Here is a 20,713-nt window from a genome sequence, read left to right as displayed (position 1 = left end):
AGCTGCTTTCTCTTGCCTACTTCTCTTTGCAGCCGGCAAAGAGAAGTAGGTGCCGCCCCGCACAGGGGCAACGCTAATAGACCACTAACAATTCAAGGAAAGGCCAACGCCCCAAGAACACTGACAAAAAGCGCCGCACAGGCAAAAAAACCCCAAATCCCTCCCATAAACCCAAAATTCAGCGCACACTATCCAACTGCTCCCTCGCGGAGCGATAAAAGCCTACTGGGGAGCCCATCATGGCAAAAGGTCAAATGCGCAGTAACCGCGAAGTAAAGAAACCGAAGCAGGCCAAAAAACCCACACCGGCCACGACGCCATCGGGCGCGCCGCCGATCCGCGTGGCGCCGACCGTTTCGGCAACGCCAAAGAAACACTAAGGCAGCACCAACCAAGCAGCAAGCCCGCCCCGCCAGGCGGGCCTCAACTCAACCACCCGCACTACCTCGAAATATCCTCCAACGCGACATCCCGCGTCTTCGGCCCAAGCGTCCCGATGGCCAGCATGACGATCATCATCGCCCCCGAAATAAACACAAACACCCCGTTCACACCAAAGCGGTTCAGGCATCCCGCAATCACAAACGCGGAAAACATCGCCGAAATCCGGCTCCACGAATAAACAAACCCCACTGCCCTCGCTCGAATACTGGTCGGAAACAGCTCGGCCTGATATGCGTGATAGCTATAAGAAATAATGTTGCCCGCCAGCACAAGGCACACGCCCAAACTCACGAGCAATACCGTCTCCCGTGCCTGGCTAAACAGCAACCCGCACACGACGTTCACCGCCGCCATGCAGATAATCACCGTCTTACGCTCGAAGCGGTCGGCAATCAGCATCCCCAGCAACGGTCCAAGCGGCGCCGCGATCGCAATGATGCTCGCGTACATCAAACTCGTCGTGACGGTAATGCCCTGCTTGATCAGCAACGTCGGAATCCAGTTCGCGAAGCCGTAATAACCCATCGTCTGGAACACGTGGAAAATGATCAGCATTAGCGTGCGCTTTCGATACGGCGGCACCAGCAGATCGCGAAACGCCGCACGCACGCGCACCGGTTCAGGCAATGCCGGCTCCGGCAAAGGCCGTCCATATTCTCGTTCCACGCGTGCTTCGAGTCGCTTCATCACGGCGTCGGCTTCCTCGATGCGGCCCTTCTGTGCGAGCCAGCGTGGGCTCTCCGGCAAACGCAAACGGATCCACCACACCACGATCGCACCCACTACGCCGGTCAGCACGACCAGGCGCCAGCCGTCGAGGCCAAAGTAACGGTGCGGCACCAGCAAATACGATAGAAACGCGACGATCGGCACCGCGCAAAAACCAACTGCCTGTGAAAAGGCCGACGCACGTCCTCGCACATGTTTCGGCACGAGTTCGGAAATGTACGTACCGATCGTCACGATCTCCACGCCGATACCGATCCCCGCGATGAAGCGCCAGAGGTTGAGCCCAAGCGCCGTGTCCTGGAACGCCATGATGATGTTGGCCGCCGTGTACCACAGCAGCGACCATGTGAAGATCGCACGCCGCCCGAAACGGTCGGCGAGAAACCCGCATGCCGCCGTGCCGATAAACAGGCCCGCGAATAACGCCGCGATAAAGCTCGCCACGCCGCTGGTGCCGAACAGACCGTGGGTCGTCGCGGTGAGAATGCCGCTGCGCACGAGGCCCGGCGCGATGTAGCCGGAGAACATCAGGTCGTAGAGTTCGAAGAAGAGTCCGAGGCTCAGCAGCATCACCAGTTGCCAGATCGAACGCGTCGCGGGCAAGCGATCGAGCCGCGCGGAAATGCGCGCGCCATTCAGCGCGATCTCTTCAGCGCGGCCACCTGCCGATGCACCGGCGCCTGAGGGCAAACCACCCAGCGTGCCGGCATCGCCGACCACTGTCGCATACACCGCATGATTCGACGATTTCATCGTCCGTCTCCATGATTTCCGGTCTGATGCCGGATGAGATTGATTGACTACGTTTGACGCATCGAGCGCACTGCTACCCTCACGCAGCTTCTCGCGGCGTCTGCGCTACGCCGCCGCCCAACGCCGTAATCTGCGCTTCGTCGTAGCCCAAACCGCGCAGCACGTCGGCGGTGTGCTCACCGATCTTTGCGATCGGCGAGCGCGGTTGCAGACGAGCGCCATCCATCGAAATCGGCAGCAAGGTCATCGCGGTTTCGCTTCCGTCATCGAGCGTCAATCGCGCGAGGCCGCCGCTCTCGTTCAGATGCGGATCGTCGAACAGGTCCTCGGGTTTCGTGATCGATGCGAAAGGAATGTGGTCACGTTCGAACTGCGGCACGAGCGCCGCGCCTTCGAAACGACTCAAGGTTTCACCGAGCGTCTGCAACAACCACTCGCGGGCCAGCACGCGGTCGTTGTTAGTCGTGAGGCGCGGATCAGCCAATAGGTCGGCGCGATCGAGAATCGCGCACAGCGCGCGCCACTGACCGTCGCCGGTCGCGGCGATAAACATCTGCTCGTCGTTGGCAAGCCTGAACACGTCGTAGACGGCCCACGCGCTGATGCGCTCGGGCATCGGCGCAGCGGGCACGCCGGTCGCGGCGAACTGCTGCATGTGTTGCGCGGAAAGCAGCACACAGTTTTCGAACAGCGCGCTCTGTACTTCCTTGCCGCGTCCGCTCGTATGCCGTTCGTGCAGTGCGGCAAGCACGCCGATCGCACCGAACATGCCACCCATGATGTCGTTGACCGAACTGCCCGCGCGCAACGGCCGGCCTACCGGTCCCGTCATGTAGGCGAGGCCGGCCATCATCTGCACGACTTCGTCCAGAGCGAGACGGTGCTCGTATGGACCGTTAAGAAAGCCTTTGTGCGAGACATAGATCAACCTGGGATTGCGCTCACGAAGCGACGCGTAATCGAGACCCAGCTTCGCCATGCGGCCCGGCTTGAAGTTCTCGACAAATACATCCGCGGTATCGACGAGCTTGTGCAGCGCGGCCAGTCCGGCTTCGCTATCGAGATCGAGCGCAACACTCTTCTTGTTGCGATTGAAGGTACGAAAAAAACCCGCACCGGTGCCGAGCAAACGGCGCGTGCCGTCGCCACGCGGCGGCTCGACCTTGATAACTTCAGCACCGAGGTCGCCAAGAATCATCCCGCAGGTCGGCCCCATCACCATATGCGATAACTCGATCACGCGGATGCCCGCAAGCGGCAACGCGCCCTGTTGCTCTGCTGAAGACGCGGATGTAGCGGAAGCAGATGCAGAAGAAGCGGAAGAAGCAGACGTGGAAGAAAGCGGATTCATTGCAACACCCGTGATTCGGAAGGTTCAAGACGTTGAGCAACAGCACTGAACTGCTTCGGCAAACCGGCCCGCGCCAGATAGCCGTACAGCGGTTCGCCGGGGAGCGCGTCGGCGAGGACGTCGCGCGACGCGATGAGTCGGGTGAGGTCGATGCCAGTGTCGTAACCCATGCTGTCGAGCATGAACACGAGGTCTTCGGTGTTCACGTTGCCGGTCGCACCCGGCGCATGCGGACAGCCGCCAAGGCCAGCCAGCGACGCGTCGAATTCACGGATGCCGTGCTGCAGCGCGATCAGCGTATTGGCGAGACCAAGGCCGCGCGTGTCGTGGAAATGCAGCGAGCGCAACTTGTTCCCCGCGACTTCTCGCACCAGTTCGATGATTTCGCCAACCTGGCGCGGCGTCGCTTCGCCGGTAGTGTCGCCAAGCGCGATGACATCGGCGCCCGCCTGCAACGCGGCGCGTGCAATCGCAACGATATCGGCGTAAGGCACCGCGCCTTGCAGCGTGCAGCCGAACACCGTCGACAATCCTGCGATCAATTCGACGCGTCGCACGTTCGCACTGGCCGCGCTATCGATCAGTTCGCGCATCGCGGCAAATGACTCGATCATCTCGACAGGCGTCTTGCGAACATTGGCGAGGCTATGCGCCGTGCTCACCGAAATCGGCGCGACGATCCGATGCACGCCGGACTCGAGCGCACGTTGCGCGCCCTTCAGGTTCGGCACCAATGCCGTCACGATCAGATCGTCGTAGGTGAGCGCGTGGGCGATCACTTCGTCGGCGTCGGCCATTTGCGGCAAGAGCTTCGCCGGCACGAACGACGCGACTTCCATATGCCGCACGCCGGCGGCATATGCAGCGTCGATCCAGCGTCGCTTGAACTCGGTGGGCATCGTGCGTGCGATGCTTTGCAGGCCGTCGCGCATGCCGACTTCGGTCACGACGACGCGCTCCTGGGTGTCACTCATGGTCTTGAATCCCGGTCTTGAGTCTGCGTGGAGTGCAGGGAAAGAAGCAACTGAGTGACAGCGTGCCCGCGCGCGGCTGCACGGCAAAGTCTGCGTTGACGACGCACTCCATCGCCGCTCGCGATGGCCGCAGTGGCATGCGGGACGGGCGTGCGCCGTCGCAAAGGGGAAACCCTTAAGGGCTTTTCAGAGGGAGCTCAGAGGCAGCCAGGAGCCTGCGCTCAACCTAGGCGCAGCAGATGGTCGAGTAAATACGCCGCCGTCAGCGTCAGCGCCTTGCGGTCGCGCATACAGATCACGAAGCGCCGCTCCGCCCATGCTTCGCGCAAGGGCACGGCGACGATGCCGTATTCGTCAGCGGCATGTTTGGGCAGCGCCTCGCTCGGCAGGATCGCGACGGCAAGGCCTGCCTGGATAAAACGATAGGCGGCGTCGAAGGTCGATACATAGGTTCGATAGTTGAGCTCGCTGCCTTTTTCAACAGCAATGCGTTGCATCAGCGCATTCACCGATGCATTCGATGCGAGCCCGAGATGATCGAACGCCAGGGTCTGCTCAAAGCCAACCGCAATCTCACCGGCCAGCGGATGATCGCGCGGCACGATCAGCGCGAGATGATCGGAGCGATACGGCAGCACATCGAGACTGCCCATCGGCACCACGTCGCGGCAGATGCCGAGATCGGCCACGCCCTCTTCCAGACCGCGCACGATCTCGGCGCTGACACGCTCTTCGACATCGACACGAACCTGCGGATTGGCCTTCAGAAACACCGACAGCGCCTCGGGCAGAAACTCGACCATCGACGACACATTCGCCAGCACCCGCACATGACCGCGCGCGCCGGCCGCGTACTCGCTGAGCTCGGCCTGCAAACGTTCATGGCCGCGCATGATGAGCCGCGCGTGCCTGAGCAGCGCCTCGCCGGCGGCGGTCGCGCGCACGCCGCGCTGGCTGCGCGAGAGCAGCGCGACGTCGACCAGCGCTTCGAGATCGGCGAGCCGCTTGCTGACCGCGGACGGCGCGATGAACTCGCGTTCGGCCGCCCGCGCGATCGTGCCTTCCTCGCAGACGGCGATGAACAAGCGCAACGTCACCTGATCGATTTGCCACATGAACGGGCGCGCCCTGGGTGTTTGAGGTAGGAAAATTATGCCCGAGGAAGGCGACGGCCAAGTCCATCCCAGGGTATCCACGGCCGGCATGCTGGTTTGCGTCGTCGATCGCGAGCCAGGTTGTAACCGCTAATCGTGTGTCAAACTGCGCAATCAGAACAACCGACCAAGGCTTTCCCATGTCCACCGCCAGTCTCTTCGTCACCTCTGCGGGCGTCGGCCTCGCGATTGCCGCACCGGTCGGCCCGATGGGCATGCTATGCATCCGCCGCACGCTGACAGGCGGTCCGCGCGCTGGGCTCGCAATCGGCTTCGGCATTGCGACCGGCGATGCGGTTTACGGTCTGATCGCGGCACTCGGCCTGGTCGGGATTTCTCAGTTCATGCTCGCCTACGATCGGCCCTTGCATCTGCTCGCCGGTCTGTTTCTGCTTTATCTCGGCGTGCGTACGCTGCTGCAAAAAGCGCCCGCCGATGCGGCCAATGGCAATGGCAACGGCAAGCTCGCACAGGTGGGCCGCGCCGGCGCACTGCGCGCGTATGCGAGTTCATTGCTGCTCACGCTGACCAATCCGCAAACCGTCATCATGTTTGCCGCGCTGTTTACGACGCTCGCACCGCGTGGCGCGTTTTCATCGAGCATCGCGTTGACCACTGTAGGCGGCGTGTTTTGCGGGTCGATCGCGTGGTGGTGTTTTCTCGTGACCGTGGTGTCGCTCGCGCGCCATGCGATCGGCAGCAAGCTGCGCGTGGCGATCGACCGGATCGTCGGATTCACGCTGGCGGCGTTCGGTATCGTCGAGATTCGCCGCGCGCTTTGAAGAGGGTTAGCAGGACCGCACAAGGGCCCTCAACGATGCGCCTTGTGACTCACGAGCGACCCCGCAACGCCACGAACACCACACCGGCAATCGCCATCAAACCACCGCATAGCGTCGCGAGACCTAGACGCTCGCCGGTCAGCACGGCGGACAACGCCGTCGCCACCGCAGGCGTCAGATACAGAAAATTGGCCGCACGCGCCGCGCCGAAGTAGCCCAGCGCGAACGTCCAAGTTGCATAACCGAGCGCGGCCGGAAATACGCCGAGCACCAGCACCGCCTGCAACGTGCCGTGCGGCGCACTGCCAAGCGAACTCAACGCGCCCGGCAGCCACGGCGCCAGCAACACCGCCCCTGCCAGCAACGTGTAGGCGGTGCACGTCAGTGCCCCGTAGACCGGAATCAGGCGCCGCTGCAGCACGAAATAGCTCGCCGAACACAGCGCCGCGCCGAGAATCAGCGTACTGCCCGCGCCGAGCGTCAGGCCGCCGGGCTGACCCCGCGCAATGACCGCGATGCCGGCGAGACTGACTAACGAACCGAGCCATCCCCAACGATTGAATCGCTCGCCGAGGAACACGGCCGCCAGCAGCGCCGTGAAAATCGGCAGCGTATTGACGATGAAACTCGCCGCGCCTGGCGCCACCGTTTTCTCGCCGGTGTTGAGCAGCGCGTTGTAAAGCGCGATGCCGAGAAAACCGCACAGCACGAAACGCAGACCGTCGCGCCATGCCGGCAACGGCGGGCGCCGATAGGCAAGCCATGCGATCACCAGCAGCGCCGCGGTGGCGAAACGCGCCGCCGCCAAAGGCAAAGGCGCCAAACCCTGCAAGCCGATGCGAATGAAGGGAAAGGCCGACGCCCAGGACACAATGGTGAAGGCGACGGCGCCTGCCGCCAGCAGCGGCTGCCGCTCGGAACGGGGCGATGGAGACGAAGTGAGTGTGTTCATGCGCAGATGGTGCCGCGCCGCGAGCTGCTAAGCTAGCGCACAAATGAACATCGTGATGTGAAAATGGCTCACACCTCCTCACCGACCTCGTTGGCGCGGCCGCCGCTCGCAAGCCTCGAAACCGTCTGCGCCGTCGCCCGCGAAGGCTCGTTTCTCGCCGCTGCCGAGGTTGCCGGATTGACGCACGGCGCGATCAGCCGGCGGGTGGCCGCGGTCGAAAACTGGCTCGGCATGACCTTGTTCGAACGCCATGCGCGCGGCGTGCGGCTGACGCCGGACGGGCAGCGTTTCGTCGGGCGTATCGAGCAGGCGTTCGGCATCATCGACAGCGCCGCGGTTCAATGGCGCTTGCCGCGCAGCCCGCAACTGGTCAAGCTGAGCGTGGTGCCGGCGTTCGCCAAACTGTGGTTCTTCGAGCGCCAGGCGGCATTCGAGAGCGCCGCCCCGGCGCTGCGCATACAGCTCGATATCGATCATCGCAACGTGGACATCGCCGGCGGCGAAGCAGATCTGGCGATTCGCTACGGGCGCGGCAGTTGGCGTCAGCTCGAGGTCAAACCTTTCCTGCCGGAGACGCTCTATCCGGTCGCGCATCCCGCGCTCGCCGCACGCCTCGCGAAGCAGCGGCATAAACATGGCGACGCCGCGCTGCTCGATGTGCCGCTGCTGCACGACTCGGATGTGACCGGCTGGCGCGCGTGGTTCGGCGCACTCGCTATTCCGCTGAAACCGCGCGCCCAGGACCGGCGCTTCGAAGACTACACGCTGGTGCTGGCCGCCGCCGAAGCGGGACTCGGCGTTGCGCTGGCACGCGTGCCGTTCGCCGATGCGTATCTGCGCAAAAGCGGCCTCGTGCGGGTGAGCCGCCACGAAGTCGCCTCGCCACTGACTTATTACTTCGTGCATGCAAAGGGCGAGAGCCGGCCCGAAGTGCTGGCGCTGATCGACCGGATGCAGGCGGCCCAGCAGGGCGTGTCGTAGCAACTTCGTACGCAAGCGCGGCAGTTTTGCGACAATAGCGGCTTTCGCCGCGCCGTCGTGCGCCTGTCGCCGAGATGCGCCGGCGCTCGAAGGCGAGTGTGCGCCGGCCTTGCCGTCTAACCTGTTCAACCCACCCGACCGTCAGCGGTCTGCTCAATGGCTCTTCCCCACATCGATCTGCTGTACTCCGTCTCCGGCCTGTTCGTCGGCTTTCTGGTCGGACTGACGGGTGTCGGCGGCGGCTCGCTGATGACGCCGATCCTGGTCCTGCTGTTCAACGTACATCCGGCCACCGCGGTCGGCACCGATCTGCTGTACGCGGCCGCCACCAAGGCGACCGGCACGCTGGTGCACGGCCTGAAAGGCTCCGTCGACTGGCAGATCACCCTGCGTCTCGCGGCCGGCAGCGTACCGGCGGCAACCATCACCTTGATCCTGCTGCATCGGTACGGCATGGACACGCCGGGCGCGAGCCGGCTGATCCAGATCGTGCTCGGCGCCGCTTTGCTGGTCACGGCCGTGGCGCTGGTATTCCGGCCGCAACTCGCGGCGCTCGGCGCGCGCCGTCAGCGTGCGCCGAGGCAAGGGCGTACGCTCGCGCTCACCATGCTGACCGGCGCGATACTGGGCGTGCTGGTGTCGCTGACGTCGGTGGGTGCGGGCGCCATTGGCGTGACGGTGTTGTTGCTGCTGTATCCGTTGCTGCCGACCACGCGCATCGTCGGCTCCGATATCGCGCACGCAGTGCCGCTCACGCTGCTGGCGGGCGCCGGTCACTGGCTGCTGGGCTCGGTCGACTGGTCGATGCTGCTGTCACTGCTGGTGGGATCATTGCCGGGCATCGCGATCGGCAGTTACCTGTCGTCGCGCGCACCGGACGCGCTACTGCGCAACGTGCTCGCGGCCACGCTCACGCTGGTCGGCGTGCGCCTCGTGCTGTCATAAAGTAGCCGCGCTACTTGAAAAACCGGCAGGTGAGATCGGTCTCGAACTGCCTGACCCATTGACCCTGATGGTCGTGATATGACTGCGCCCAGCCGCCGCGCCGAACCGTGACAAGGCGCTCGTGTGCGGCATCGCCCGGGTCCGGGCAGGCGCTGATGTCGAAATGCGCCGGCGCAAAACCGTGCCGCGCACATACCAGTTCGAAAGCCGCCCGATCGCTGATCGGCAGATCGGTATACCGCAAATGCGTGGTTTCCATGGCGTTGACTCCGGTTCCGCTTGCATCACAGTACGCTTCGCTCCGCGTCGATAGTGTGTCACAGCACACAGACGGGCTGTTGCGGCACCGGCGTTCAGCCCGGCACTGGCCAACTCATCATCACCGTTTCAAAAATCACCGCTACGAAAAATAAAGCGAAAAAAAGGCTCCGGTTATTCGCCGGAGCCCCCGCACTGGCATGCATCACGATGGCGCATGGCGCGATAGCGAATCGCATGCACCTCCTGTTGCCGCCTTTCGCGCCTGCCGGCGCTTCGTGCTCATGTTGCAAGCCGCTTATGCCAGGCCGCTTATCGCGGCCTGCTCATTGCAACCGTCTTACTGCTGCACAACGGTCAGCTTGTTCGTCACCGACGTCACGCCGGCAACGCCCTTGGCCGCTTCACCGGCAGCGTCGATCTGGCCTTGGTCAGGCACCGAACCCGTCAGAGTCACTGCACCGCCACGAGCACGCACGGCGATGTTCGAGACGTCGATGCCTTGCGCCTTGGCAAGCGCGCCGCGCACCTTGCGACCCAGTTGGCTATTAGCCTTCTTGCCGGCCTTGGCGCTTGCAGCCGGCGCTGCGGTCGTGCCCGTAGCCGTTGCATCGCTTGCCTGAGCGTACACATTGCACGCCACCACCATTGCCACAACCGAGCCCAGCGTTTTCAGAAAACCGACCGATTTCATAGTTTCTATTCTCCTTAGCTACACATTGGACCGCATGTACAAGCGGCTTCGTTACGACTACCGGCGGCCATTCGGGACGCGACAACGCGCGGCTCAGCGACGGCCGACTATGGCTGCGACACGGTGTGCGAGAGGCGAGAGAGGCCGGCCGCCGTTAGTCGCATGCGATGCCACGCATGCAATGCGGTACGGGAGCCGGCAAGCCGCGAGGTCCGCCAGCGCGCCCGGTTCTTGTCTGTCGTGCCGGGTCACGCTGTGCAAACATCTGTTCGCGGCAGCGAACGACAATTTAATCTAGCCGCGCCAGAAGCGCAAAGGGTTTAGTCGTACGTTGCGGTGCATTCCGGTTGTCATAGGGGGCATCGGGCGTGTTTTGTTCATGCGCCGTTCATATTCTGGTTCGGTGCGCGCCTGGCCGGCCGGTCATGTGCCGTTCATGGGACGTTCATCGGCCGTTCATGTACCGTTCACGCGCCGTTCACGATTTGTTACGGGTTTGACGGCGCCCGCGCCGGCCGGACGCTGCGCCGCCGCGCGAATCTCAGGTACCATCGGCGCGACGCGCTGCCGCGCGGTTTGTGCGGCTTGTGTGCCTTGCACGGCAGCCAGCCCGGCATGGCGCGAACGCTTTGCCGCAGTTCGCGCGCCGCAGAACGCCGTCATCCTGTTCACTTTCGACCGTAGCCGTCACGTCACCCGATGAAGCCAGCCACCGGCCGCAAACGCCCTCCCCGTCTCGTCGCCCGTTTCGTGGCGATCTCCTGGCGCGATCTGGCGGTCTCGTTCGGACCGCTCCTGCTGATCGCCGTCGCGGCGATCTGGGTCGCCGTGCGCCTGATCCAGCCCGCCCCGCCCAGCACGCTGACGATCAGCGCCGGCCCCGAAGGCAGCACCTTCTGGAATGCGGCCCAGAAGTACAAGGAAATTCTGGCGCGCAACCGTATCACCCTGAACGTCTTGCCCTCGGAAGGCTCGCTGCAGAATCTCAAACGGCTCTCAGACCCGAAGTCGAACGTCGACGTCGGCTTCGTGCAGGACGGGGTCGCGCCCGGCCCGGCGAGCGAGGGCCTGATGTCGCTCGGCAGCGTGGCCTATGTCCCGCTGGCGATCTTCTATCACGGGCCGACAATCGCGCGGCTCTCCGAATTCAAGGGCTTGCGCCTCGCGGTCGGCGCCGAAGGCAGCGGCACGCGCGAACTGGCGCTCGCCCTGCTCAAGGCCAACGGCATCGTGCCGGGCGGCCCGACCAAACTGCTGCCGCTCTCGGGCGACGACGCCGCCCAGGCACTCGTCACCGGCAAAGTCGACGCGGCGTTTCTGGCCGGCGATTCGGCGCAACCGGCAGTGATGGGCAAGCTCTATCGCACGCCGAATGTGCAGTTCTACGATTTCACCCAGGCCGACGCCTACACCCGCCGTTTTCCGTATCTGACGCAGCTCCAGATGCCGATGGGCGCGTTCGACCTCGGCAAGAATCTGCCGTCCACGCCGATTCATATGGTGGCGCCGACCGCCGAACTGGTGGCGCGCGATTCGCTGCATCCTGCGCTCTCCGATCTGCTGATCGAAGCGGCACGCGAGGTCCACGGCAAAGCAAACATCATGCAGCGCGCCGGCGAATTCCCCGCGCCGCTCGCCCACGATTTCCCGATCAGCGACGACGCTGCCCGCTACTACAAGTCAGGCAAGGGCTTCCTCTACCGGATCCTGCCGTTCTGGCTGGCGAGTCTCGCGGACCGGCTGCTGGTGGTCGTGGTGCCGCTGATCGTGCTGCTGATTCCGGCGCTGCGCGTCGTGCCGTCGCTGTACACGTGGCGGGTGAAATCGCGCATCTACCGCTGGTACGGCGCGCTGATCGCGATCGAGCGCAGCGCGCTCAGCGAGTACTCGGCCGAAGAACGCGCCACGCTGATCGAGCGGCTCGACGCGATCGAAGAATCGGTGAACGGGCTAAAAATGCCGCTCGCCTATGCGGATCAGTTCTACGTGCTGCGCGAGCATATCGGCTTCGTGCGCGAGCGGCTCACGCATAGCCGCGAGGCTCAGCGCGAGGCAGCGGGGGACTCGGACGACGAGCCACAACCATCTGCTTCGGCGCATGCAGCAGACGCCGATGACGCAACGGAATCACCTGAAGCGCGGGGAGCCGACGAGGCCGACAAGCCTTCGGCCGGTCGCCACGCCTAAGGACCCGTCTCGACCCACGTGGTCGAATTTGGCGTCCCCCGTATCGGCCATCCCGATCCAAAACCACATTGACCGATGCAAGCGGCGGCTGCACCGCGTAAGATCATTACAATTCCGACGGTCCAGCAGACGACACCGTTCGGAAAGGGCAATCCGGGAGACACTTATGACCGTAGGCATCGACGCCAGGCAACCGCTGTGGTTTTACGATTTTGTCTCGCCGTTCACCTACCTGTTGCTAGAGCAACACGACAAGTGGCCGGGCTTCGACTTCGCGTTCACGCCGGTCGTGCTGAACGATCTGTATCGCCACTGGGGCCAGCGGCCCGCTTATAGCGTGCCCGCCAAACGCACCTTCATGTACCGTCACGCGCTGTTTCGTGCGGAGCAACTCGGCATTCCGTTCAAGATGCCGCCGGCCCATCCGTTCGACTCGATGAAGCTGCTCCTGCTCGCCACCGCGGCGAAGGGCGACATCAGCTTCGTTCGCGAGATTTTCCGTTTTATCTGGCGTGAAGGCCGCGATCCGTCGAGCGATGCAGCATTCGCCGAACTGTGCGAACGCGTCGGCATGCCGGACGGCCCGGCACTGATCAAGAATGAAGAAGTGAAGGCGCAATTGCAGCGCAACACCACGGACGCAATCGGTCTGGGCGTCTACGGCGTGCCGACCTTCTTTCTGAACGACCAATTGTTCTGGGGCGAAGACGCGTTGCCTATGGTGCTGTATTGCGCACGCACGCCGAACTGGCTCGACTCGCAGGAAGTGAAGCGGGTCAGTTCGCTGCCTTCAGGCTTCGCGGACGACTAAGCGAAAGGAAGACGTAATATTCGTGCAGACAGGCATGCCGCGCTCGTATCCGTGCATGCCTTTTTTGACGTGATGGCGTCAAAAAGGCCGTCCTGATGCCGGCCATACCGTGCCTGCTATGCCGCCACAGCGCAAACGAGCCTAAGGTTATAACCTTTGCGCCTCGCTCTCGCGATCTGGCTCGCGGGCGGCTCCGTACGACGCTTCATCCGGGCCCGACCTGCTTGCACCGCCTCGCCTAAACCATGGACGATTCCGCCGCTTCCCTCGATATCTGGCTCGTGCGCGTGCTGCGCACGCTGATCGTCGAGCGCAGCGTCACACAAACCGCGCTGCGTCTGAATCAGACCCAGCCCGCCATCAGCACCGCGCTGCGCAAACTGCGCGAGACGCTGAACGATCCGATCCTCGTGCGCGGCAAGTCGGGCATGGTGCCAACCGAATACGGCGAATCGTTGCTGGCCTCGGCGCAACGTGTGCTGCGCGAAGTCGATTTCGTTGCGACGCCGCATGGCGACTTTGATGCCGGCCGCTCGCGCCGGACCTTCCGCGTAGCCGCGCCGGATTATCTGAACGACTTCTTCATGCCCACCGTGATCGCGCAGTTTCGCGAAGCGGCGCCGCATGCGCGTCTGGAGATCGATTCGCTAAGCCCGATGCTCGACCATTCGGCCGCGCTCGATGCCGGTGAACTCGATCTGGTGATCGGCAACTGGCCGAAGCCGGATCCGCGTTTCGAGCGCAGTGACCTGTTCTCCGATACGGTGGTGTGCCTGATGCGCGCCGATCATCCGCTCGCGCGCGCGCCGATGACGCGCGAAGCGTATCTCGCCGCGCCGCATCTCGCACCGACGCCTTATAGCGGCGCAAGCGGCGGCGCAGTCGACATCGGCTTCGCAAGGGCCCGCGCCGAGCGGCGCATCGTCGCCACGCTGCCCTACTTCGGCCTCGTGCCGCAAACGCTGTTGCAATCGGATCTGATCTTCACGACCACGCGCCGTTTCGCGACGCACTATGCGAGCATCCTGCCGCTCGCCGTGGTCGAAGTGCCGATTCCGTTTCCACGCATCAAGTGCTATCAACTGTGGCATCCGCAGCCTGATCGGCCGAGCGATGTCGGCTGGCTGCGTACGTTGATGTCGCAAGTGTCGGATGAATTGATCGCGCAGAAGGTGCGGCGCGCGAAACGGCCGGCGAAAAAAGAAACGTCAGCCGCGCAGGGCTGACGCTGTGGTTTGAAGTCTGGGGAGTTCAGGTTACGAGCCTGGCGTTGAACGCCTTACGCCAGGCGCCTCGCTCTATCTACTCAAACGCTCGAGCAAAGCTTCTGCATTGCCGCCTGAGCCGCGGCTTGACGTGAACGGATCTGCAGCAACTCGGCACACACCGCGACCGCGATCGCCGCAGGCGCTTTATCCACAATGCCGGTCACGCCGATCGGGCAGGTCATCTCCACCAACCGATCCAGATCCACGCCTCGATCCAGCAAACGACGCTCGAATTTCACGCGCTTTGTCTTCGACCCGATCATGCCGAAATAGGTGAAATCGCGCCGCCGCATGATGCGCGCGGCGAGCGAAAAATCGAGCGCGTGGTTATGCGTCATCACGAGGAAATACGCGCCGGGCGGCGCCGTGTCGACGATCGCATCGGGCGTGTCGGTCGCTTCGATCTGCACGTTGGCTGGCGTTTCGTCGGGGAACAGTTCGTCGCGTTCATCGACCCACTGGACGACGCACGGCAAGCTACCGAGCAGCGTGACGAGCGCATGGCCGACGTGCCCCGCGCCGAACAGCACGATGTGCATCGGCGCCGGACGCGGCGCTTGCACGGCGCTGCGCCGGCCGATCTGAACGGAAGAAAAGTCGTTCATGGTGATCATTCCAGTGAGTTTCGATATTTGCACGATTGTCCTTAGCTGGCCAGCTCCCGGCGGTTCGTGACGTGCCCGGAGGTCACGTCCGGGTCCGACCAGTAGCCATGCGCTTTACTGCCGCGCCGCCGCGGTTGCTGCCCGCACAGCGCCGACTGCCTTCAAGATTTCCTCGCTGGTTGCGGGCGCATTCAGCGGCGGATTGACCTTGTGGTCGCCCACGGCCGACACCGCATCGCGCACGGCGAAGAACACCGAGAACGGCAGCAGCAGCGGCGGCTCGCCGGTCGCCTTCGAACGGTGGATGCTGTCCTCCGCATTGCGATTCTTGAACAGACGCACACGGAAGTCCGGCGGCGTATCGTTGACGGTCGGAATCTTGTAGGTCGACGGGGCGTGCGTCATCAGCTTGCCGCCCGTGTTCCACCACAGTTCTTCGGTCGTGAGCCAGCCCATGCCCTGAATGAATGCGCCTTCCACCTGGCCGACGTCGAGCGCCGGGTTCAGCGATGCGCCCACGTCATGCAAAGCGTCCGCGCGCAGCACGCGCATTTCGCCGGTCAGCGTGTCGATCACCACTTCCGACACGGCCGCGCCGTACGAGTAGTAGTAGAACGGCCGGCCTTGCAGCTTCGATTGATCCCAGTAGAGCTTCGGCGTTGCGTAGAAGCCGTCCGACCAGAGCTGGACACGCGCGACATAGGCCTTCGCGATCACTTCTTCGAACGGCACGATCATCTCGCCGACCACCACGCGATCGTGTACGAAACGCACTTCCGACGCGGCTACCTGCCCTGCGCCGAAACGCTCGGCGGCGAAGGCCGACAGACGTTCGCGCAACTGGCGCGCGGCATCCTGTGCAGCCTTGCCGTTCAGGTCCGAACCGGTCGACGCAGCGGTCGCCGAGGTATTGGCGATCTTGCTTGTATCGGTCGCCGTGACGCGGATGCGGTTAAAGCCGATACCCAGCTCATGCGCGACAACCTGCGCGACTTTGGTGTTCAAACCCTGGCCCATTTCGGTGCCGCCGTGGTTCACCAGCACCGAACCGTCGGTGTAGATGTGCACCAGCGCGCCGGCCTGGTTGAAGTGGGTCACGTTGAACGCGATGCCGAACTTGACCGGCGTGAGCGCCAGGCCCTTCTTCAGCACTTCGTTGTTCGCGTTGAACTCGTTGATCGCCGCACGGCGCGCGCGGTATTCGCTGGTCGCTTCGAGTTCGTCGATCAGTTCGTGAATGACGTTGTCTTCGACCACCTGACCATACGGCGTCTGGTTGCGCTCGGTCTTGCCGTACAGATTGCGGCGGCGCACGTCGAGCGAATCTTCGCCCACCGACCGCGCGACGTTGTCCATGATGTACTCGATCGCGAACGCGCCTTGCGGACCGCCGAAGCCGCGGAACGCGGTATTCGACTGCGTGTTGGTCTTGCCGCAGAAGCCGTCGATCGTTACGTCGGACAACCAGTACGCGTTGTCGAAGTGGCACAGCGCGCGCGTCATCACCGGACCAGACAGGTCGGCGGAGAAGCCGCAACGCGAGGTCATGTCGACCGTCACGCCGTCGATCACACCCTTGTCGTCGTAGCCCACTTCATACGTATAGTGGAAATCGTGGCGCTTGCCGGTGACCATCATGTCGTCGTCGCGGTCCGGACGCAGCTTGACCGGGCACAGCAGCTTCCATGCTGCGAGCGCCGCGCAGCACGCGAACAGACCCGATTGCGATTCCTTGCCGCCGAAACCGCCGCCCATCCGGCGGCATTCGATCAGCACGTTGTGCGACGCCACGCCCAACGCGTGCGCGACCATGTGCTGCATTTCGGTCGGGTGCTGCGTCGAACAGTAGACGTGCATGCCGTCGTCGTCTTTCGGCACCGCGTACGAAATCTGGCCTTCCAGATAGAACTGCTCCTGGCCGCCGAGCAGCATCTCGCCGGCTTCGCGACGAGCGGCGCGGGCGATCTTCGTATCGGCTTCGCCGCGCGCGAGTTTCATCGGCGGCAAGACGTGCTGGTTTGCGGCGCGGGCCTGTTGCGCGGTGAGGATGGCCGGCAATTCTTCGTACACGACTTCGGCGCGGCGCGCAGCGAGGCGCGCGATTTCATGCGAGGTCGCGACCACGATGAACATCGGCTGGCCGACGTATTGCACGACACCATCCGCGAGAATCGGATCGTCGCCATGGATGATCGGACCCACGTCGTTGACGCCGGGGATATCACCCGCGGTGAAAATCGCGACCACGCCAGGCGTGGCGCGCACTTTGTCGAGCGCCATCGAGACGATCTTCGCGTGCGCTTTCGGCGACAGGCCGAGCGCGGCGTGCAGCGTGCCGGCGAGCGTCGGGATGTCGTCGGTGTAGGTGGCGCGGCCGCTTACGTGCAGATGCGCGGACTCGTGCGGGCGCGAGATGTGGACCTGGGTAAAGTCGTCGAGATCCTGAAGGTCTTTCAGGAACGGTTCGGCATGCTGATTCATTCTTGTGTTCTCCGTATCCTTGTGGCGTCAGGCGCTCGCGCCGGCCGGGGCGCAAGCAGCGGCAACTGCTCGAACATCCAGCGAACTCTTGGGCAGCGGATTGTTCGGACGCGTTTCGAGCCAGAAGCGATACAAGGTGTTCTTCGCCGCTTCGAGGCGGTAGTTGCTGGTCGCGCGCATGTCGCTAAGCGGCGCGTAGTCGTTGCCGAGCGCGAGCATCGCGGCTTGCGCGGTGGCTTCGTGCCATTCGGCGTCGCGCAGCACGGCTTCAGCGTGCGTCGCGCGCTTCGAGGTGGCGGCCATGCCGCCGAACGCTATGCGCGGCTCGCGGATCACGTTGCCGTCGGCGATGAAGGAGAACGCGGCGCACACGGCCGAGATGTCCGAGTCGAAACGCTTCGACAATTTGTAGGTGCGGAACTGCAGGTTCTGGCGCGCGCCGGTGCGGGTCGGCACCTTGAGTCCAACGACGAACTCGTGCTCCGCCATGTCCTTCTTCTGATACGCGAGGTACAGATCCTCGAGCGGCATTTCGCGTTCGATCTCGCCGCCGCGCACGATCACATGCGCGCCGAGCGCGATCAGGCCAGGCATCGAATCGCCGATCGGCGAGCCGTTGGCGATATTGCCGCCGAGCGTGCCGGCATTGCGGATCGGCAGCGACGCGAAGCGTTGCCACATTTCGGTGAGTTCCGGATACTGCTTCGCGATTTCCGCGTAGGCCTTTTCGACGCTGACGCCTGCGCCGATCTCGATCCAGTCGTCGTTGGTTTCGAGCTCTTGCAGCTCCGCAATCTGACCGACGTAGACGATGTTGCCCAGTTCACGCATCTGCTTCGTCACCCACAAGCCGATGTCGGTGCTGCCGGCGAGGATGCGGGTGGCCGGTTCGGCTTCCTTGATTTTTGCGAGCGCGTCGACCGTACGCGGCGCGTCAAACTGCTGGCCGGCGTGCTGGTAATGGAACGTGTCCTTGCGCTCGAGCGCGGCGAGCGCGTTCGACAGCGCTTCGACATTGACCGGCGCTTTCGGCGCGGGCGCTTCGAACATGCGCACGGCCGCGTCGACGATCGGACGATAGCCGGTGCAGCGGCACAGATTGCCGGTCAGCGCGTTGCTGATCGCGTCGCGCGACGGCACAGTTTTGTTCGCGCAGCTATGTTCGTGACCGTGCTTTTCGTACAGCGACCACATCGACATGACGAAACCCGGCGTGCAGAAACCGCATTGCGAACCGTGGCACTCGACCATCGCTTCCTGCACCGGATGCAGCGAGCCGTCCGGCTGGCGCAGGTCCTCGACGGTGAAAAGCGCTTTGCCGTCCAGCGTCGGCACGAACTGGATGCAGGCGTTGACCGCCTTGAAGTCGACGCCGCCCGCCTCGTTGCGCTCGCCGATCACGACCGTGCACGCGCCGCAGTCGCCTTCGGCGCAGCCTTCCTTGGTGCCGGTGCAATGCACGTCTTCGCGCAAATACTGCAGGACGGTGCGGGTGACGGGCGCATCCTTGATCTCACGGATCGCGTTGCGGTGGTAGAAGCGAATCGGCTCAGTCATGTCTCGTTACTCTCAATGTTCTGTGTCCGTTGGGACGTGCTGCGATGATGGTTCGAAAACTATCACCATCAATAAATACAACCCATAGCGGGGATCGCATGCGGGACATATTCGTGAAACGATATAGAGATGGGTTTGGGGTTCGGTTGGCTTATGTTGATTTGGCTGTTTTGCCGCATTTCTAGATAAATTGTAGCTTTACAGCCATGGACGACCAGGGCGCATTCATCCGGTTGGCATCGGAAGACCTCTCGTGCAGAGTGAAAACGGACCACTATATCGATCCGGCACCGTTATTTAGGCACCGAAATTATTAAGCAACCCCTGCAAGGGAATCGGTTCCATGGGAAAATCACGCCTTCCCGCCGTTTTCAAGTCTCGTTTTCCCCATGTCCACCGACTCAGCGACACCGCGCAGCGAATTTGCGACGACCATGCAGATCATTCCGGTCGTCTTTTTCACATTTCTTTGCTACCTGACGATCGGAATTCCGCTCGCGGTGCTGCCTGGCTACGTCCACGACGATCTGGGTTACAGCGCGATTCTGGCCGGCGCGGCGATCAGCGTTCAGTACCTGGCGACGCTGGCATCGCGGCCGCTCGCCGGCCGCTCGGCCGACACGTTAGGGCCGAAGCGGACGGTCACAATCGGCCTGCTGGGTTGCGGCGCGAGCGGGATCTTGTTGCTGCTGGCCGTGTTGTGCGGGCGCTGGCCCGCGGTGAGCCTGGGGCTGCTGGTGTGCAGCCGTCTCGTACTCGGCTTCGGCGAGAGCCTGTGCGGCACCGGCGCGATTTTGTGGGGCATCGGCCGGGTGGGCACGAGCAACAATGCGCGGGTGATTTCGTGGAACGGCATCGCGACTTATGGCGCGCTCGCGATTGGCGCGCCACTTGGCGTCGCGATCGCGCACACGATCGGGTTTGCCGCGTTGGGCATTCTGGTGATTTTGCTGGCGGCGCTCGGGTTTTATCTGGCGCGGCCTATCGCGCCGGTGCCGATCGTGCATGGTGAGCGGATGTCGTATCGGAGTGTGTTCACGCGGGTGCTGCCACATGGGATTGGGTTGGCGCTGGGCTCGGCCGGCTTTGGGTCGATTGCGACGTTTATCACGCTGTTTTATGCCGCTCGGCATTGGCCTAATGCGGCTTTGTCGTTGACTGTTTTCGGCACGCTGTTTATCGGTGCGCGCTTGTTGTTCGCTAATACGATCAAGGCTTACGGTGGGTTCCGGGTCGCGATTGCTTCGTTTTCGTTTGAATGTGCTGGGTTGTTGATGTTGTGGTTGGCGCCGGAGCCGCATATTGCCCTCGCGGGGGCGGCGTTGACCGGGTTTGGGTTTGCTTTGGTGTTTCCTGCTCTTGGCGTTGAGGCGGTTGGGCTTGTGCCGCCTGCTAGCCGTGGGGCGGCTTTGTCGGCTTATTCTGTGTTTCTTGATCTTTCTCTGGGGATTACGGGGCCGTTGGCCGGGTATATCGCTGGGGAGTTTGGTTATGCGCAGGTGTTTTTGTTTGCGGCGGTCGCTTCCGCGATGGCGGTCGTGTTGTCGACGATGATGTATTTGCGGAATTCACGGGCGCCTAATGCGCCTGCGGCGACTTGATTTTTTTGCTTGCTCTGCGCTTGTTGTCTGTGTTCTTAGGGCGTTGGCCTTTCCTTGTTTTGTTAGTGGTCTATTAGCGTTGCCCCTGTGCGGGGCAATGCTCTCAACTTAAGCCCCATTCCATCAAGCGACCTTGTACGCGAGATGGAGATGGGGTTTGGCTTTTCTGGGCGGTCGTGGGTAAGA

Annotated in this window: 19 protein-coding genes; 8 read left to right on the top strand and 11 right to left on the bottom strand. The window is 63.1% G+C overall.

Going from position 1 to position 20,713, the window contains the following annotated elements; all coding sequences use genetic code 11:
• Positions 1-239: 239 nt before the first annotated feature.
• The gene (locus FSO04_RS46640) at positions 240-380 is read left to right on the top strand and encodes a hypothetical protein (protein WP_166618355.1); all 141 of its coding nucleotides are present in this window, start codon (positions 240-242) and stop codon (positions 378-380) included.
• 61 nt (positions 381-441) lie between these two features.
• On the opposite strand, the gene FSO04_RS40235 is transcribed toward FSO04_RS46640, so the two are convergent.
• The 4 genes from FSO04_RS40235 to FSO04_RS40220 all read right to left on the bottom strand — a co-directional run bounded on the left by FSO04_RS40235 (position 442) and on the right by FSO04_RS40220 (position 5,366).
• On the bottom strand, positions 442-1,926 hold the full coding sequence (locus FSO04_RS40235; protein WP_154566987.1) for an MFS transporter: 1,485 nt from the start codon (positions 1,924-1,926) through the stop codon (positions 442-444).
• A 79-nt stretch (positions 1,927-2,005) separates the two neighbouring features.
• A complete protein-coding gene (locus FSO04_RS40230; protein WP_154566986.1) occupies positions 2,006-3,277 on the bottom strand; it encodes a CaiB/BaiF CoA transferase family protein in 1,272 nt (423 codons plus the stop codon).
• Positions 3,274-4,251, bottom strand: coding sequence for a hydroxymethylglutaryl-CoA lyase (locus FSO04_RS40225; protein ID WP_154566985.1), 978 nt, complete (start codon positions 4,249-4,251; stop codon positions 3,274-3,276). The genes FSO04_RS40230 and FSO04_RS40225 overlap by 4 nt, the downstream gene beginning before the upstream one ends.
• 221 nt (positions 4,252-4,472) lie before the next feature.
• Positions 4,473-5,366 carry a LysR substrate-binding domain-containing protein gene (locus FSO04_RS40220; protein ID WP_154566984.1) on the bottom strand — a complete coding sequence of 298 codons (894 nt, stop codon included), beginning with the start codon at positions 5,364-5,366 and terminating at the stop codon, positions 4,473-4,475.
• Between the two features lie 179 nt (positions 5,367-5,545).
• Between FSO04_RS40220 and FSO04_RS40215 the strand changes: the two genes are divergently transcribed.
• Positions 5,546-6,187, top strand: coding sequence for a LysE family translocator (locus FSO04_RS40215; protein WP_154566983.1), 642 nt, complete (start codon positions 5,546-5,548; stop codon positions 6,185-6,187).
• A gap of 49 nt (positions 6,188-6,236) precedes the next feature.
• Here the strand turns inward: FSO04_RS40215 and FSO04_RS40210 are convergent, their stop codons facing one another.
• Positions 6,237-7,139 (bottom strand): DMT family transporter, encoded by a 903-nt coding sequence (locus FSO04_RS40210; protein ID WP_154566982.1) that lies wholly within the window; start codon positions 7,137-7,139, stop codon positions 6,237-6,239.
• A 63-nt stretch (positions 7,140-7,202) separates the two neighbouring features.
• Here FSO04_RS40210 and FSO04_RS40205 point away from each other — a divergent pair, with 63 nt between their 5' ends.
• Entirely contained in the window at positions 7,203-8,120 is a 918-nt protein-coding gene (locus tag FSO04_RS40205; RefSeq protein ID WP_154566981.1) for a LysR substrate-binding domain-containing protein, read from the top strand.
• A 156-nt stretch (positions 8,121-8,276) separates the two neighbouring features.
• On the top strand, positions 8,277-9,065 hold the full coding sequence (locus FSO04_RS40200; RefSeq protein ID WP_154566980.1) for a sulfite exporter TauE/SafE family protein: 789 nt from the start codon (positions 8,277-8,279) through the stop codon (positions 9,063-9,065).
• Positions 9,066-9,075: 10 nt separating this feature from the next.
• Here the strand turns inward: FSO04_RS40200 and FSO04_RS40195 are convergent, their stop codons facing one another.
• The 3 genes from FSO04_RS40195 to FSO04_RS40185 all read right to left on the bottom strand — a co-directional run bounded on the left by FSO04_RS40195 (position 9,076) and on the right by FSO04_RS40185 (position 10,680).
• Positions 9,076-9,324 carry a hypothetical protein gene (locus FSO04_RS40195; RefSeq protein WP_154566979.1) on the bottom strand — a complete coding sequence of 83 codons (249 nt, stop codon included), beginning with the start codon at positions 9,322-9,324 and terminating at the stop codon, positions 9,076-9,078.
• A gap of 339 nt (positions 9,325-9,663) precedes the next feature.
• Positions 9,664-10,017 (bottom strand): BON domain-containing protein, encoded by a 354-nt coding sequence (locus tag FSO04_RS40190; protein ID WP_154566978.1) that lies wholly within the window; start codon positions 10,015-10,017, stop codon positions 9,664-9,666.
• Between the two features lie 456 nt (positions 10,018-10,473).
• On the bottom strand, positions 10,474-10,680 hold the full coding sequence (locus tag FSO04_RS40185; protein ID WP_154566977.1) for a hypothetical protein: 207 nt from the start codon (positions 10,678-10,680) through the stop codon (positions 10,474-10,476).
• A 36-nt stretch (positions 10,681-10,716) separates the two neighbouring features.
• Between FSO04_RS40185 and FSO04_RS40180 the strand changes: the two genes are divergently transcribed.
• From FSO04_RS40180 to FSO04_RS40170, 3 genes are all read left to right on the top strand, one after another.
• The gene (locus tag FSO04_RS40180; protein ID WP_154566976.1) at positions 10,717-12,204 is read left to right on the top strand and encodes a TAXI family TRAP transporter solute-binding subunit; all 1,488 of its coding nucleotides are present in this window, start codon (positions 10,717-10,719) and stop codon (positions 12,202-12,204) included.
• Between the two features lie 166 nt (positions 12,205-12,370).
• Positions 12,371-13,015 carry a 2-hydroxychromene-2-carboxylate isomerase gene (locus FSO04_RS40175; RefSeq protein WP_154566975.1) on the top strand — a complete coding sequence of 215 codons (645 nt, stop codon included), beginning with the start codon at positions 12,371-12,373 and terminating at the stop codon, positions 13,013-13,015.
• A 245-nt stretch (positions 13,016-13,260) separates the two neighbouring features.
• Positions 13,261-14,241, top strand: a complete 981-nt coding sequence (locus FSO04_RS40170; protein WP_154566974.1) for a LysR substrate-binding domain-containing protein — start codon at positions 13,261-13,263, stop codon at positions 14,239-14,241.
• Between the two features lie 80 nt (positions 14,242-14,321).
• On the opposite strand, the gene xdhC is transcribed toward FSO04_RS40170, so the two are convergent.
• From xdhC to xdhA, 3 genes are all read right to left on the bottom strand, one after another.
• Positions 14,322-14,888 (bottom strand): xanthine dehydrogenase accessory protein XdhC, encoded by a 567-nt coding sequence (gene xdhC / locus FSO04_RS40165; RefSeq protein ID WP_174825339.1) that lies wholly within the window; start codon positions 14,886-14,888, stop codon positions 14,322-14,324.
• A gap of 114 nt (positions 14,889-15,002) precedes the next feature.
• Positions 15,003-17,369 carry a xanthine dehydrogenase molybdopterin binding subunit gene (xdhB, locus tag FSO04_RS40160; protein WP_154566972.1) on the bottom strand — a complete coding sequence of 789 codons (2,367 nt, stop codon included), beginning with the start codon at positions 17,367-17,369 and terminating at the stop codon, positions 15,003-15,005.
• Positions 17,370-17,396: 27 nt separating this feature from the next.
• The gene (gene xdhA / locus FSO04_RS40155; protein ID WP_154566971.1) at positions 17,397-18,926 is read right to left on the bottom strand and encodes a xanthine dehydrogenase small subunit; all 1,530 of its coding nucleotides are present in this window, start codon (positions 18,924-18,926) and stop codon (positions 17,397-17,399) included.
• A gap of 389 nt (positions 18,927-19,315) precedes the next feature.
• Here xdhA and FSO04_RS40150 point away from each other — a divergent pair, with 389 nt between their 5' ends.
• Positions 19,316-20,527, top strand: coding sequence for an MFS transporter (locus FSO04_RS40150; RefSeq protein WP_154566970.1), 1,212 nt, complete (start codon positions 19,316-19,318; stop codon positions 20,525-20,527).
• Positions 20,528-20,713 lie beyond the last annotated feature (186 nt).

The sequence above is a fragment of the Paraburkholderia madseniana genome (genome assembly GCF_009690905.1).
Classification (GTDB): Bacteria; Pseudomonadota; Gammaproteobacteria; order Burkholderiales; family Burkholderiaceae; genus Paraburkholderia; species Paraburkholderia madseniana.
Note: the sequence above shows the minus strand (reverse complement) of the source record. Positions and strands in the feature narration are given on the sequence as shown.